The organism is Litoribrevibacter euphylliae (assembly GCF_042646085.1).
In the GTDB taxonomy this organism is placed as follows: Bacteria; Pseudomonadota; Gammaproteobacteria; order Pseudomonadales; family Litoribrevibacteraceae; genus Litoribrevibacter; species Litoribrevibacter euphylliae.
Window position 1 is genome coordinate 692,824 of the sequence record NZ_JBHRSZ010000004.1, and the last position, 14,282, is coordinate 707,105.

Below are 14,282 nucleotides of genomic sequence, written 5' to 3' on the forward strand. Positions count from 1 at the left end.
ACTCTTTGTTTTTAAATAGAAATAATTATTATTACTGTTTGTAAAATAGCCTCTTATCAACCCTTCTCACACTTAGCAAATATATATGTCCATAAAATCATTAAGTATTAGCACTAAACTTTGGCTGATTGCCTGCGTTGCAATTTTAGCCAGCTTCGTTCTTCTTGCCGTAAATGGGTGGGAAAACAGACAAAACCTCGTTGAAGGTCGAGCCAGTGAGTTGAAACATATCACTGAACTTGCGATGTCGATTATCCAAAATTATGAAGATCAGGTTCCTGGAATCTCTAAGGAAGAAGCTCAGAATAGGGCGAAATACGCCATTTCTAAGCTGAGATACGATGAGGGAACCGGATATCTTTGGATCAATGATTTTTCTGCAAACATTGTAATGCATCCGATCAAACCCCAGTTGGATGGAAAGGATCTCTCCAACTTCAAAGACCCAAATGGTAAGCGTATTTTTGCTGAATTTGCCCGAATTGGAAGAACAAAAGGCGAGGGTGTTGTTAGTTACTACTGGGCAAAGCCAGGGCATTCTGATCCGGTTGAAAAGAGTTCTTATGTAAAAGCGTTTGCGCCTTGGGGGTGGGTTGTCGGTTCAGGCGTTTACGTTGATGACATTGATGCGTTGTTCTACAGCAATATGCTTGAAAGCTTTGGTTTCTTTATTGCCGTTATTATCCTGATTTTTGGCGTGATTCTGTGGATTCGCCATGATTTAAATTCTGCTATTAAAAGTATGGTGTCGTCGATGGGGCGCATTGCTGACGGACAGCTGGCAGAGCGTTTGGGTTCCACCGACAGAAAAGATGAGTTAGGGCAGTTAAGTCTGGCTATCAACGATGCGGTTTCTTCATTTCATGATACCTTCAAGCAAATTCAAGGCATCATGACTCAACTGTTGCAAGAGGCGAATACGGCAGACGCGTGTGGTAAACAAATTCATAACGGCGTTCAGAACCAGTTTATCGAAACGGATTCACTGTCAACGGCAATGGATGAGTTGGCGGCATCGGTGACTCAAATTGCGGGTAATACGCGTCAGTCGTCAGAAGCAGCGCAGACGGTGAATGATTTTGTTAAAGAAAGTCAGCAGCAGATGCAATTGACCTTGGCGAAGGTGAGCTCGTTGACGGAACAGATTTTGAGTTCTGAAACGGTGATGGTGCAACTGGAAAGTCACACCGGTCAAATTTCAAGCGTGTTGAGTGTGATTCGCGGAATCTCTGAACAAACTAATCTATTGGCTCTTAACGCAGCCATTGAAGCGGCGCGTGCCGGTGAAACCGGTCGTGGTTTCGCAGTGGTTGCGGATGAAGTTCGCTCATTGGCTCAGAAGACCCACGAATGTACGGAAGAAATCCAACGCATGACGGAGCAACTTCAGGAAGGCGCGTCGAGTGCTGTTGATGTAATGAAAACGTCTGCGGATCTTTCCGGTGAATGTTTAACGCTGACTCAGGAAACGGATTCCAATCTGTCTAACATTTTGAGTCAAGTGGTAGACATCAGTGATATGAACATCCAGGTGGCCTCTGCAACGCATCAGCAATCCTGTGTTACGGAAGAGATGAGCTATAACTTATCTGAGTTGCGTAAGCTATCGAACGGTCTGAAAACGGAAGCGGAAGATGCAGTGACGGTCAGTGAGCATCTCAATGATTTGGCTGATGACTTGAAGCAGTCCGTCAATAAGTTCTCTGGATGATCGTTTTTAAGATCTTCTAAGCACAGAACTTGATAAGCGGCTTCCCGAAACCGGTAATGAGTACTCTAATCATTCGCGGTTCTTCGAGAAGCCGTTTGCTTTTCTATCGCGCAATTAATTACGTTCTTACTTCCTTAGTTAATTGCTATTTAGGTAATGGCTCAAATAGCTAATTGCCTAGTGAATCCTGTTCGCCATAGGGTGTACTGGAAAACTCGTCCAACGCATAAGCATCGGTTTGATAACCGGGTTGTTCTACCGGTGCACGTTGCATCGGCATGGTTACTTTTGCTAAGGACAGCTGCTGAAGCACGTAAGGGCCGCTTTCTTGCGAATCTCGAATCATCAAACCAGAGAATTCTAACGGTATCCAATGCTTACCGGATGACAGTTGTTGTGTCAGTTGCGTGATGCCTACAGGCACATTGGTGCTGCTATAGAGAGACGCTTGCACATAAAACTTATTGGTGTTTGTTACCTCAACCTCTGCTTCGATCAGTAAGGCTCCTGTAGACGTCAGACTGTCTCTAAAATCACCGGTCAATTGGATGTCCGGTTTTGAAAGTGTGAAGGTGAGGGCGTCCAGAATATCGTGTTCTTCATCGCGAATGAGTACTTTATAAATACCGGGTTGAGACAAACCCAGTGAAGAGCTCGATAAATCGAGTGTAGCCTGATACACCTGATCACCGGTTTGAGTATCCAAATCAATTGAACTCAGTGTTTTCTGGCCCATCAATAATTGCGCGTTAAGTTTGGCCGAAACTTTCTTACCTTCTGCATTCGTGACATAGGCATTGATGATGGCCTGATCCGTCTGCAGATAATACTTCTTGTCACTCCAGATAGTTAAGCCGTAGCTTTTGTCTTCATTGAGTGTTGTGCGTTCATCGACGGCGTATCGTTGCGTGATCGGGTCTTGATGATGACTCTCAAAGCGACGGTTCTCCGGAGGGTATCGCTCATAGTTTTGGTGATCTTCCAGCAAGGCCAAATGAAGTTCCGATTTGTTGCTCATTTGTTTAATGCGCTCGATGGGTGAGAGCTTCCCATCTGAGGTTTTCGCAACGGTTTTAATCAGCGTTGGCTTCTCATCTTCAAAGACACTTTCATCCCATGAACGTGGTTCAGATGCGTTTGCTTCTACGATGGATTGATCGACATCGGTAGGCATCACAACAGTGGATTCATTGGATACGGCAAACCATGCCATAAGCAACATTAGGATAGGCAGAAGTAGGTATTTTGGTTTCATGATGACACTTTCTAAAATTACAACATTAGAAACACAGAACCCGAAGTTGAAACTCCGGGTTCTTTTGGCGAGTTAACTTATTCAATAATTATTGAGTACAAGCAGCTACTCGGCCAGCCATGTTTTTGCCGTTACCACAGCTCATACCGTTTTCGATGTTAGTGTAGCTAGGGGAGTTGATACCACCGTTACGCTCTGCATCGTGGTCTGTATAAACACTTGCCATGTTGTAAGTACGAGGAGTGCCTTTGTTGCTGTTGTTACAACGGAACTTAGGGCTACCGTATGCAATACCGAAGAAGGTTTTGTATTGGTTAAGGTCATCCCAAAGATTACGCTTAGGTGAGCCTGCGCAACCCATTTGTGATGCAAGGTTGATGTAACCGTCGTCTTCACCTGTTAGGAAACCTGCAGATGCACCTTCGATACCAGGGAAACTCTTGTAACCACCCATTGCATAAACCGGTGCCGCCAGGTTAGAACCAATGTAGTTACGAGCTAGATAAGAATCGTTTGTCTGTAACCATTCAACGCTTGGGTTACAGTCTTTGCCTAGGAACGCCATGTTGATAAGGGCATCTAACCAATTACCGTTACATACACGGTCAGCACCTTCAGTACCGCCCATTGCGCCACCCATAGTGAAGATACCAAGGATACCGTCAAATGCATCGCTGTATGGAACAGACTTCGCAGAACCGCTCGCTGTGAATGCGGTGTTGTAATACGGTGCACCAGACACTGCGTTACCTGCCATAAAGATCATTTGCTGAGCGCCCTGACTGTGGCTTACTACCCAGAAATCATCCGATGCAGAACATTGTGTGTTGGCTTCATCATGAACAAGACCGTCGCCATTCCCTTGCTTAATTGACACCATCTGGCGAGCAATTTCACCCGCGGTTTCATCGCGCCAGTATGGGTAGCCACTTTCGTCCGTTGAGTCGTAACCTACGATTGCGTAGTTATCTGTTGGGCCTAACAAGTGAGACATGAAATCACTGCCGTTGTATTGGCTGAAGTGTGAGGTTCTCCAAGAGTCACGTGCTTCTGCTTTGTTAGTGCCTTGAGTACCATGACCGTGAACCATGATGTAGCAGTTGTCTGCGGCCATCGCTGTGTTACTCATTAATGTACTGCTAAGAACCAAGGTGCTCGCAACGGCAGCTGTGCCTTTAGCGATCGACGCAAGATATGAGCGAAGTTGCTTATTCATAATGTAAGACCTTCTCGAATGTTATTTTTATTGTGAGCGTCCTGCTTACGTTATCTTCCGTGACCACAATCAAATTCAGAGTGTGAAATAGTTCGCTTTTCAATATAAGTTGGACAAGAAGAATCTGCCATGACACTTGGGGCCATTTAGTCAAACATTTGCGGCCAAGTGGGTCATCTCAAGCCAATGTAGGTCAGTTTGTACTTGAGATGATCGAAAAAAGAAGGGACGGGAGAGGTAAGAAAAGGGCGAGGTAAGTAAAGGCGGGTGGTTGTTAGAATACCGCCATTACTTTTCCTGACAGATAGTGCTCTGGGACAAAGCCCCAAAAACGACTGTCGTTGGAGTTGTCTCTATTATCGCCCATCACAAAATAGGCATTTTCAGGAACAGTCCAAGAACCTTCCGCTTGGTCTCGTGGTAAGGAATTAGCCACATTGATCAGATAGACAGCCTCACCGTTCTGTTCACGCCATGTTGTAATTCGAATGTCCTCATTAATTTTCTGAAGTGGTAAGGGTTGGCCATTCACGCTTACTTTCTTATCGCTGATTGTAATGGTGTCACCAGGAAGACCAATGATACGTTTTAAGAAGGTAATTTCAGGCTTTACTGGGTATTTGAACGTAACAATGTCCCCACGCTTGGGCTTGTTGCTGTCAGAAAGACTGCTGCCTGTATGAGCTTCATCTGTAAATAGATTGGGAATAAAGTCTGTTTTTGTGGTGAGGATGATGTCTTTGACATTAATCGTTGGTGCCATAGAGGCTGCCGGTACCACAAAAAAATCCATAACAAACATTCTCATGCCGAACCATGGTGCCCAAATACATAAAAGGATTAATGCTAATCCCCATATCCGGTTAGTCCAGCTCTGTACTCTGCTTGTACTTTTCTTTGCTAACCAGGCGGCGTGGATTGCTCCAATCAGCATCACTGAAAAGATGGCAATAGAACTGTCGTGTTTTGAGGAAAGCACCCCTGCTATAAGTGCTGCCACAAAATAAGGAATCGCAAGCCAACGTTTTGAAACGTAGAACATAGCAATGTAGGGAGTAAGGAATCCAAGTAGCCCGGCTACCCAAGTGTTTGGCTTCCAGTCCGGTGATGAAGCGTGTGTCTCCGAAGTCATAAAAATAACGTCCAATGTTGAATTATTCGAGAGTCTTTGCGTAGGAACCATACCTGAAACCCTAGATAAAGACTATCTCAGGTAGAGTAAGTATCATGGACTAATCTGCTTCTCTGTAAGACAAGTTCGGAGTATCTTCGGAAAGTAGCCTAGAATAGTGAATAGTCGTATAACTGGTTAAAGGGATTGTACTTCACAGATGAAAGAGAAAGTCATTGTCGGCGCACTTGAATGTTGCGATATACCTGAGTTAGATCTTCACCAAGTTCAAATGAGAGTTGATACCGGAGCGGCAACATCGTCTTTGCATGTCGACAATATTAATGAATTTATGAAAGACGGTAAGCGTTGGGTGAATTTTGATATTCACCCTGATGTTCATAATGTCGATACCGTGGTGAATAAAACCTTGTTGTTGAAAGGCCATAAGGTGGTGAAAAGTTCATCGGCAGACAAAGAAAAACGCTTTGTGATTAAGACGGCCATTCGTTTAGGGGATCAGGAATGGGTTATTAAGCTGACACTGACGGATCGTTCGTCCATGAAAAACCTCATGCTGCTGGGAAGAGAAGCAATGCAGGATCGTTTGTTGGTAGACCCTAGTCAGGAGTTCTTAGTCTCCAGTAATGATTGAACGACTACACTGAAAGGTAATAAACAGTTTGATAAGGAAGCGGAGTCGACGTTGGTGTCGGTTCTACTGACTGTAAAAGGAAATTGAGGAGACAACACCAATGAAACTAGCAATCTTGTCCTGTGGCCCGAAGTCCTACAGTACACAGCGCTTGAAAGAGGCTGCGCTGCAACGAGGGCACGATGTAAAAGTCTTAAATACATTGAAGTTTGCCATCGACTTGCAAAGGGGAGTGCCAGATCTTTTCTTTAAGCAAAAAGTTTTGAGTAGCTACGATGCGGTACTTCCTCGAATTGGTGCATCCATTACTTACTATGGAACGGCGGTTGTCCGTCAGTTCCAAGAGATGGATGTCTTTTGTGCCAACACAGCTCATGGCATTAGTAATTCCAGAGATAAACTTCGCAGTCTTCAATTGTTAAGTCGTCATCATATTGGTATTCCCCGTACCGCGTTTGTCCGGGATAAAAAAGATGTGTTGCCTGCCATTGAACGAGTGGGGGGCGCCCCTGTCATTATCAAACTGATTGAAGGAACACAGGGTATTGGGGTGTTATTGGCAGAATCTGTAAACACCGCTGAGTCGATCATCGAGCTTCTTCAAAGTCAGAAACAAAACGTACTTATTCAGAAGTTTGTGGCTGAAAGTAAAGGTAAAGACATTCGAGCCATTGTGGTGGGTGATCGCGTGGTCGCTGCCATGCGTCGTGTTGCCCAAGGTCAGGAATTCCGCAGTAATGTTCATCGTGGTGGTATCGCAGAACAAGTGGAGTTATCTGATGAATATAAGGAAACCGCTGTTCGAGCTGCACAAATTATGGGCTTACAGGTGGCGGGGGTCGACATGCTTGAAAGTAAGACGGGCCCGCAGATCATGGAGGTAAATTCTTCACCTGGCTTAGAAGGGATCGAGACCTGCACCGGGTTGGACGTTGCTGGCGCCATCATTGAATACATAGCGGCTCAGGTGGACTTCCCAGAGATTGATGTTCGTCAGCGTTTGACGGTCAGTAAAGGCTATGGCGTTGGGGAAATTTATATTCCTGAAGGTTCTAAATTCGTTGGTAAAACCATTTTGGAAACGCAATTACACGAGCAAGACATTAACGTCCTGACTTTATATCGTGGTGCCAAAGTTATTCCGAACCCTCGAAAAGACCGGGTATTAGAGCCTGATGATAAGTTGTTGTGCTTCGGAAAAATGGAGGCAATGCGTGGCATGATCCCGGCAAAAGCGCGTAAACGTCGTAGTCCGGCGATTGTGGACTTGCCTGAGAGTTTACCTGAAGCAAAAGAAGCCGACGATTAAGTTTAGGGGAAACCTAATTGAAACCGATGCCTCGGGAATGCTATCCGGCGAGCATTCCCGAAAGCGCGGTAGCTATTCCTAAGAACGACATGAAACCTGCTATGTCGGTGATGGTTGTTAGAATAATCGACGATGACAGAGCCGGGTCTTGCCCTAACTTCTTCAACACAATTGGGACTAAGGCACCAGAAATTGCAGCAATGGTCATGGAAGAAATCAACGCCAACGCAATGATCAGTGCCAGCCCTAAACTGCTGCTCCAAATATAGACGCCTGTACCACACGTAACCGCGATGGCGATACCGTTGATCAAAGCCGCGCCCGCTTCTTTCTTCAATACACCCGGCCAATGGCGGATGGTGATCTCTCTCAGTGTCAGCCCTCGCATGGTGACGGCTAGAGATTGTGCGCCGGTGTTGCCGGATTGCCCCGCCGCGATAGGAAGCAAGATGGCTAATGCGGTGTATTTGGCAATGGTTTCTTCAAACATGCCGACAACGGCGGCGGCAAGAAAGGCGGTGACGAGATTGATTTGAAGCCAAGGCAAGCGTTTCTTTACTGCGAACCAGCTGGTGGACAGTGCCTTTTCCTCTTTACTGGCACCCACCATGGTGAGCATTTCGGTAGCGAGTGTGTTCTTGATTTCATCCAGAATGTTGCGCCCTCGAATCACGCCAACGAACTGATCGTTGCCATCGACGACGGGGATGGTGTCCAGCTTAAGCTTTTCTATTTTTTCCATGACTTCACTCTTAGGGTCTAGTGCCGTCACGTATGAAACTAAGGGGATGGCTAATGTCGATAGTTTCTCGTTCCCTTCAGCCAAGGCCAATCGTTGAACGGGGACACGGCCACTTAGGTACATATCATCGGTTAAGAGATACAAGTGATTCAGATCTTTAATCTTTTGATTTCTTAGTAGTGTCAGGGTGTCTGCAACCGTGGTGTTTTCGTTAAAAGCCGTGATGTTGGTTTCCATCATGGCTCCTGCACTGTCTGCAGGGTATTCCATCAGTTCTTTCAGTTCACTGACAATGTTCTGATCCAGTAAAGCAAAAAATTGTTCTCTTTGGGGTTCTTCAAATCGGCTCAACAGCGCGGCGCACAGGCCTGAATCCATCGTGGTTAAAATGTCTTTGATGGCTGTATCTGGCAGATGTTGAAGTAAGTTGTCAGCCACTCCAGGAGGCAGGTTTTTCCAGACTGGCTGAAGGACATAGGTGGGTTGAGTGCTTAATAGTTCAGCGGCTTCTGCGGGTTGCATGGTTTCAACTTTACGTGCCGCATCCTTCGGATGATTGAGTAAGAATGCCTTGATCAGTGCATCTTCGATGTTTCCTTTGGGGCTTAATATTGATTCAGTCATGATTGATCCTTAAGCCTCTTTGGTATTTACGGCATCACCAACGGTATTGAGCAGCGCTAACAGACTCTTCCCATAGACATCCCAAACTGCACCAATGGGATTGTCATCCACCGGGTCTCTTATGGTCGTCGATAATTCTTTTAGTCCATGACGTAAATCGAGGTGACGTAAGAGTCCGATCATTTGTCGTTTCTCATTGATTACCGCGGCGTACTCTGAACGGCTCCATATCGGGCTATTTATAATGGAGGCGAGTGATGCACGGCCCGAGACCACATCGGTTTGAGCTTGCATCACCGCTTTTATGGCTGTTTTTGATGGAAGTCGTAACAGCTGGCTTACACTGACGATGCCTTGCAGTTTTCTGTCCCGATCCACAATGAATATGGCGTTTGTGTTCACAGTACTTTCATCTAAAGACAGACGATGCAGGGCTTCTTGGACGTCACAGTCTCCGGCAAGAGAGAGAAAGTCTGTGCTCATCCAAGCACCCACTGAGGTTTCCGGGTAATTCAATAACAGGCGACACCGTAATTTCATTCGTTCAGGTAAATGATCCAGCAGCTTTCGGCTTAGTGGCTTGTGGGTGTGCCTCATGATGGCTGAGACCAGATGCGCATCCATTTGAGACAAGAAGGCGGCTGAAGTGGCGGGCTCTAAATACGAGCACAGTCTGGCCGTGTGTTGGGGCAGCATTTTTTTGAGAACGATGGCTGCCTGTGTGTAGGGGACTTCTGCGATGAACTCTGCTACTTCTTCAATGGGTTGTTGTTCTAATATTCTTGCTGCAGAGATCGGTTGATACTGCAAAAATGCTAAGGCCATGTCAGAGGGGTGCTCAATCATTTGGCGTCTCCTTGATGTGGCGTGCTTTTGTCTCGATCAAGGGGGGCGCCACTGGCTGATGTGAATTGACAGGCATTTTCCTGAAATTTTTTGGCTGGAATTACGATTCTTCCGGAATCCGTTTCGAGAACGATGGCGGTTTGAGTGACTTCCACAACACTGCCTTCGATATCGCCCATTTGCATGTGTTCACCGATGCGACAATGTTTACGAAAATACTGTGCGCCAATGATATTGGCGACTAAGGTTCTTGCGCCAAAGCTAAAGGCCAAGGTGGCTCCGGCAAGCAATACTCCAAGAATAACAATGAGTGCATTGGTCAGGAAATCTACGTTAATGCCAATTTGCTCGATGCCGATGAGTAATGCGGTCAGCAAAATAGTGACTTGAGCGACTCGCGCTAACATCTCGCCCTGGTTGATGCCGGTATTGTAAGCCGTATTGATGATGCCGGTTCGGGTGATGTTACTGATTAGGAAACCCGCCAGGATAATCAGTAAGCCTGTAATTAAATTAGGTAAGTAGGTGATGAGACTGTTTAGCCAGTTCGACAACATCTTCCAGCCGAGCATGTTGGTCGTTGCCGTGATGAAGAAGATCATCACAATCCAGAACATGATCTTGCTGATGATCTCTGCGTAGGATCGCCTGATCGTTTCTTGTCTTGCTTCGCCGTTTTTTGCCAGATAAACAAACACAAAGTCCAAACCTCGAATCAGTTTTCTGGTGGCGATGCGAACAATGATGGCGAGTACCCAGCCAGCCAGGAGCAGTGCTAATGCGCCGAGTAATTTGGGCGCAAAGGCGATGATTTGAACCGTAAACTCTTGATAGGTAAATGCTAAGGATTCTTGCCAATTCAGAAACTCATTATTTTTCATATCTGACCCTGTATTTCTAACCCGATATCTCTGACCCTTTATGCATGACTCATATGTTTGGAGCATTAGAGTGGCGCGGGTCGCTGTATGAAAAAGTTACTCGAGGGCGTTTTGTATTTTCATGCAGGAACAATTAGTCAGTATAGACAAGCATTTGGGGAGTATATGTCAGAAGACATCTCAAGCCGTTCTTCATTGGGAGACGATGTTTCGAAGAAAGGCTTGAGATGAAGGGTGTTGCTATAAGGGTATTACTATATAGAGCGGTAAAACTTACTGAGTACAGCTCGCTACGCGACCAGCCATATTTTTACCATTACCACAGGTCAAACCGCCTTCGATGGTTTGATAGTCGGGTGAAGCAATACCACCATTACGCTCAGCATCGTGATCTGTGTAAACGCTTGCCATGCTGTAAGTACGTGGTGTGCCTTTGTTGCTGTTGTTACAACGGAAGATAGGACTCCCATAGGCAATGCCCCAGAAGGTTTTGTATTCGTTCAGGTCATCCCAAAGATTACGCTTTGGAGAACCGGCACAACCCATTTGAGACGCAAGATTGATGTAGCCATCATCTTCACCCGTTAGGAAACCAGCAGATGCGCCTTGAGCTCCAGGGAAGCTCTTATACCCACCCATAGCATAGATAGGTGCACCCAAGTTGGTTCCTATCATGTTACGAGCTAAGTAAGAGTCGTTGGTCTGAAGCCATTCAACACTTGGGTTACAGTCTTTACCCAGAAATGCCATGTTGACCATGTTATCTAGCCAAGTACCGTTACAAACTCGGTCTGACCCTTCGGTGCCGCCCATAGCGCCGCCCATGGTGAAGATGCTGATGACACCGTCAAAGGCTTCGTTATAAGGTACGGAAACGGTTGAACCGTCGGCGTTGAATGCGGTGTTGTAATAGGGTGATCCCGAGATTGCATTGCCAGACATGAAGACCATCTGTTGTGCGCCTTGGCTGTGGCTGACCACGTAGAAATCATCTGAAGCCGCACATTGCGTGTTGGCTTCGTCATGAGTCAGGCCATCACCATTGCCTTGCTTGATGGACACCATTTGGCGTGCAATTTCACCGGCTGTTTCATTACGCCAGTAAGGGTAGCCGCTTTCATCTGTTGAATCGTAACCGACGATGGCATATATCAGGCATAGCGGGGGCTAGCCACCGTCGGACACGGTGTCGGCGCATAGTACGACAGCGTACCCCTACTGTCGACACTGGGTACAGACGTACTAGCAGGACGTCCCCCAGGATGTCCCAGCATAGCGGTTAGGGACATCTGGTCATAACATCCAAAAAAGTGCTTGACACCAGCACACGGCATCTACAACAATGCACGGCATCGGGTCGTGCCACCCAGAACAACACTTGACAGAGAGCCTTCTCTGATACTCCACAGAGGCGATATCCGCCACCATCCAGACGACTGCTAGCCGCTCACCTGAAGCAACCACAGCATCGAACCTGCACCATCCCGAAAGCTAAAAACCGATTCTATCCCGATCTCTATCCACCCCTTTGGGTTTTGATTTTGATTTGGACAGAAACCATTTCTGGCGACACTGGTTTGTTACAAAAGTACACAAAATTCACTCTTGCTGGGAACCTAAGCCTAAAAGCGTAGTCGTAAGAGGGGTGAATAGCGGCCTCAATAATTACAGCGATGTACTTCGTCATGTTATAATGAAGGTTGCTAAGTTATTGAATATAAAGGAAAAATATGAAATTTAAGACAATCAAGACAACACTGGCCGTGGCCACTCTCAGCTTCTTTGGCTTGGGTGCAGTGCAAGCCAAAGAAGAAACTGACCAGAAAGGGCCAAGCGCTGAACAAGAGCAGATGCTGTTCGAGAAAGCTCACCTCCATGGCTATTACGAAACATTATTGAGCAGCGTTTGTGTTGATCACTTCGTCCCCAACGTAAACCTAATGGAAGCCACCTATGGCTACCTACTCAGAAACCTTGATACGTACGGTACTACCTTGAAAGGCCGCCTTAATGGGAAACAGGTCGCTCTAATAAAGTCACGAGACGCCCAATCCAGAGGAGAATTCTGCGCAGAGGAAGATCTAAGTGCTGAGGCTATCGTGAACAAAATGATGGCTGGCCGCGCTAAGAACAGAGAGAGAGTTGGGCAAGAGAAGACAAAAAGCTAACAGGGCAACGGCCCACAAGAATCACAAATGAAAGGTAACAAAATGAACTCTGAATACATCACCAAGTTAATCAAAGACAACAACATTGAGCTTCTTCGCGGAATCGGGCTGAACATCAGCACAGTCACTGAAAACGTCAGAGGCGAGATAACCGAAGTGGCGAACTTCGAACAAAACGAGTCGTGGAAGTACTTCTTCCAGCAGTAGACGACAATAGTGTCGACACGACACACAGACAACTAACAGCACTGAAAAGGCCACCAAAAGGATGGCCTTTTTTAATGGAGAAAGAAAAATGGCCACGCTTACACAAGCGTTTATTAAATCGTTGGGACCGCGTAAAAATAAATACACTGTTTCGGACACAGGGACAGGCTCTGTTTCTGGCTTGCGTATCGTAGTTCAACCCTCGGGCTGGAAAAGCTGGGCAGTTTACTACGATACGGGCAAGACGATGCTTAACGGGCGCAAACAGAAGAAGACGGTTACTCTCGGCTACGTCGACACAATCTCTTTGGATTCTGCCAGACAGCAGGCAAGAGAAATCATCGAACAGACCAGCGGCGCAACAGCCCATAAAAAGCGCGAAAACGTTCGGAAGTTCGAAGAAGAACGATCCGAAGTCGATTTCATCAAACCAAATATAAAAGAGCTGTTCGAAGAGTACCTCAAAGACCGTGAAGCAGAGGGCACGAAGGTTATCCATAACATTCGTGGCTATCTTATTAACCGAATGTCGGACAACCTTCTGTCGATGGAAGCCCGTGAGGTCAGGATGTCGGACATAGAAGAAGCTCTCGACGCCAGTTTCAAAAGTGATAGTTCATGGAATATGGCTCTGTCTTACGTTAAAGCCGCCTTTGGTTATGTGCGCGGCACAGCCAAAGTGCGTAACCACTTCGGTCTTCCTGATTACAACCCAATAGCCGACATACGCAAAAAGCGGATTCAAATTAAAACTGGCTACATACCGACTTTAGAAGACTTGGCCGCTCTTTGGGTTGAGTGCGAAAACTATATGTCGCGGCATAGTGCCAACCTGACAAGGGCGATTATCGCAGGGGTGGGAAGCCGACCTTCTGAAATTCAGCAAAGAAAGTGGGATGACTTGCAGTCCATAACGCACGACGGTAAACACGTTCGTCTGCTGGTTATGCCGGAAACCAAAATGAACAAGCCGCACAGCATCGTGTGTAACGACCTTATGTGGGAATGCATAAAAGAGGCTGATCATCTAAAAGAACATGCCAGCAAGTGCCAGAAAGAGTTCATTTTCCCGTCATATAGCCTATATGTGGGCGACTATGCCAGCGTAAGTGGCATAGGAAACAGTATCAGGCGGGCACGGGCAGCGGGTGCGATAGCCAACCCTGTCACCATAAAGCACGTGCGCCATGCGTTCTCAACGATCATGGGCGATAACGGCGTGAAGGCTGACGTCATAGCTAGGTGCCAGAACCACTCTTTGGGTTCTGCTGTCAATGAGCGTCACTATGGTCGTTCGGTTTTCATCGCTGAGAAGCTAGAGGGCAGCCTTAAATGGAACGAGCTTCTGACTAAGGCTATCGATGACTACAGAACCCAAAAAAGAGCAGATCAGTCGGCAGAGGCGGCGGCTTAGTCTTGGCTTGTTGTTAGTGAATCCTTACGCTGTATCGCCTGTCAGTAAAGGCTCTCGGCCAGAACACCTATAGACGAGATACCAATAGGTATGGTATAATGGGTGTATCTGGTGACGTCGACGGACGCCACCGGCCACCAAAA

The 14,282-nt window shown here is 46.6% G+C and carries 13 protein-coding genes and 1 pseudogene; 7 read left to right on the forward strand and 7 right to left on the reverse strand.

Translation table 11 applies throughout. The features are described from left to right. Window positions 1-85 precede the first annotated feature (85 nt). Window positions 86-1,711: a methyl-accepting chemotaxis protein gene (locus ACFOEK_RS10655; protein WP_386720338.1), complete on the forward strand. Its 1,626-nt coding sequence runs from the start codon at window positions 86-88 to the stop codon at window positions 1,709-1,711. A 169-nt stretch (window positions 1,712-1,880) separates the two neighbouring features. Here the strand turns inward: ACFOEK_RS10655 and ACFOEK_RS10660 are convergent, their stop codons facing one another. The 3 genes from ACFOEK_RS10660 to lepB form a co-directional block, all read right to left on the reverse strand. After that, window positions 1,881-2,966, reverse strand: a complete 1,086-nt coding sequence (locus ACFOEK_RS10660; protein WP_386720341.1) for a DUF4785 family immunoglobulin-like domain-containing protein — start codon at window positions 2,964-2,966, stop codon at window positions 1,881-1,883. A gap of 88 nt (window positions 2,967-3,054) precedes the next feature. Next, window positions 3,055-4,182, reverse strand: coding sequence for a hypothetical protein (locus ACFOEK_RS10665; protein WP_386720344.1), 1,128 nt, complete (start codon window positions 4,180-4,182; stop codon window positions 3,055-3,057). Window positions 4,183-4,456: 274 nt separating this feature from the next. Further along, window positions 4,457-5,314 (reverse strand): signal peptidase I, encoded by an 858-nt coding sequence (lepB, locus tag ACFOEK_RS10670; protein ID WP_386720347.1) that lies wholly within the window; start codon window positions 5,312-5,314, stop codon window positions 4,457-4,459. Between the two features lie 199 nt (window positions 5,315-5,513). Here lepB and ACFOEK_RS10675 point away from each other — a divergent pair, with 199 nt between their 5' ends. From ACFOEK_RS10675 to ACFOEK_RS10685, 3 genes and pseudogenes are all read left to right on the forward strand, one after another. Next, the gene (locus ACFOEK_RS10675; RefSeq protein ID WP_386720350.1) at window positions 5,514-5,948 is read left to right on the forward strand and encodes an ATP-dependent zinc protease family protein; all 435 of its coding nucleotides are present in this window, start codon (window positions 5,514-5,516) and stop codon (window positions 5,946-5,948) included. A gap of 100 nt (window positions 5,949-6,048) precedes the next feature. Next, window positions 6,049-6,972: pseudogene (locus tag ACFOEK_RS10680) on the forward strand (ATP-grasp domain-containing protein); the annotation flags it as partial. Then, window positions 6,949-7,257, forward strand: coding sequence for a cation:proton antiporter regulatory subunit (locus ACFOEK_RS10685; protein WP_386721543.1), 309 nt, complete (start codon window positions 6,949-6,951; stop codon window positions 7,255-7,257). The pseudogene ACFOEK_RS10680 and the gene ACFOEK_RS10685, both read left to right, overlap by 24 nt. Before the next feature lie 40 nt (window positions 7,258-7,297). Here ACFOEK_RS10685 and mgtE read toward each other — a convergent pair whose 3' ends face one another. From mgtE to ACFOEK_RS10705, 4 genes are all read right to left on the reverse strand, one after another. Next, window positions 7,298-8,623 carry a magnesium transporter gene (gene mgtE, locus ACFOEK_RS10690; protein ID WP_386720353.1) on the reverse strand — a complete coding sequence of 442 codons (1,326 nt, stop codon included), beginning with the start codon at window positions 8,621-8,623 and terminating at the stop codon, window positions 7,298-7,300. A gap of 9 nt (window positions 8,624-8,632) precedes the next feature. Further along, window positions 8,633-9,469 (reverse strand): magnesium transporter MgtE N-terminal domain-containing protein, encoded by an 837-nt coding sequence (locus tag ACFOEK_RS10695; RefSeq protein WP_386720356.1) that lies wholly within the window; start codon window positions 9,467-9,469, stop codon window positions 8,633-8,635. Further along, window positions 9,466-10,350, reverse strand: a complete 885-nt coding sequence (locus tag ACFOEK_RS10700; RefSeq protein WP_386720359.1) for a mechanosensitive ion channel family protein — start codon at window positions 10,348-10,350, stop codon at window positions 9,466-9,468. The genes ACFOEK_RS10695 and ACFOEK_RS10700 overlap by 4 nt, the downstream gene beginning before the upstream one ends. 273 nt (window positions 10,351-10,623) lie before the next feature. Beyond that, window positions 10,624-11,415: a hypothetical protein gene (locus ACFOEK_RS10705; RefSeq protein ID WP_386720362.1), complete on the reverse strand. Its 792-nt coding sequence runs from the start codon at window positions 11,413-11,415 to the stop codon at window positions 10,624-10,626. A 665-nt stretch (window positions 11,416-12,080) separates the two neighbouring features. Between ACFOEK_RS10705 and ACFOEK_RS10710 the strand changes: the two genes are divergently transcribed. From ACFOEK_RS10710 to ACFOEK_RS10720, 3 genes are all read left to right on the forward strand, one after another. Beyond that, on the forward strand, window positions 12,081-12,518 hold the full coding sequence (locus tag ACFOEK_RS10710) for a hypothetical protein (RefSeq protein ID WP_386720365.1): 438 nt from the start codon (window positions 12,081-12,083) through the stop codon (window positions 12,516-12,518). Between the two features lie 27 nt (window positions 12,519-12,545). Continuing rightward, entirely contained in the window at window positions 12,546-12,725 is a 180-nt protein-coding gene (locus ACFOEK_RS10715; RefSeq protein ID WP_386720368.1) for a hypothetical protein, read from the forward strand. A gap of 88 nt (window positions 12,726-12,813) precedes the next feature. After that, window positions 12,814-14,139 (forward strand): tyrosine-type recombinase/integrase, encoded by a 1,326-nt coding sequence (locus ACFOEK_RS10720; protein WP_386720371.1) that lies wholly within the window; start codon window positions 12,814-12,816, stop codon window positions 14,137-14,139. Window positions 14,140-14,282: the final 143 nt, after the last annotated feature.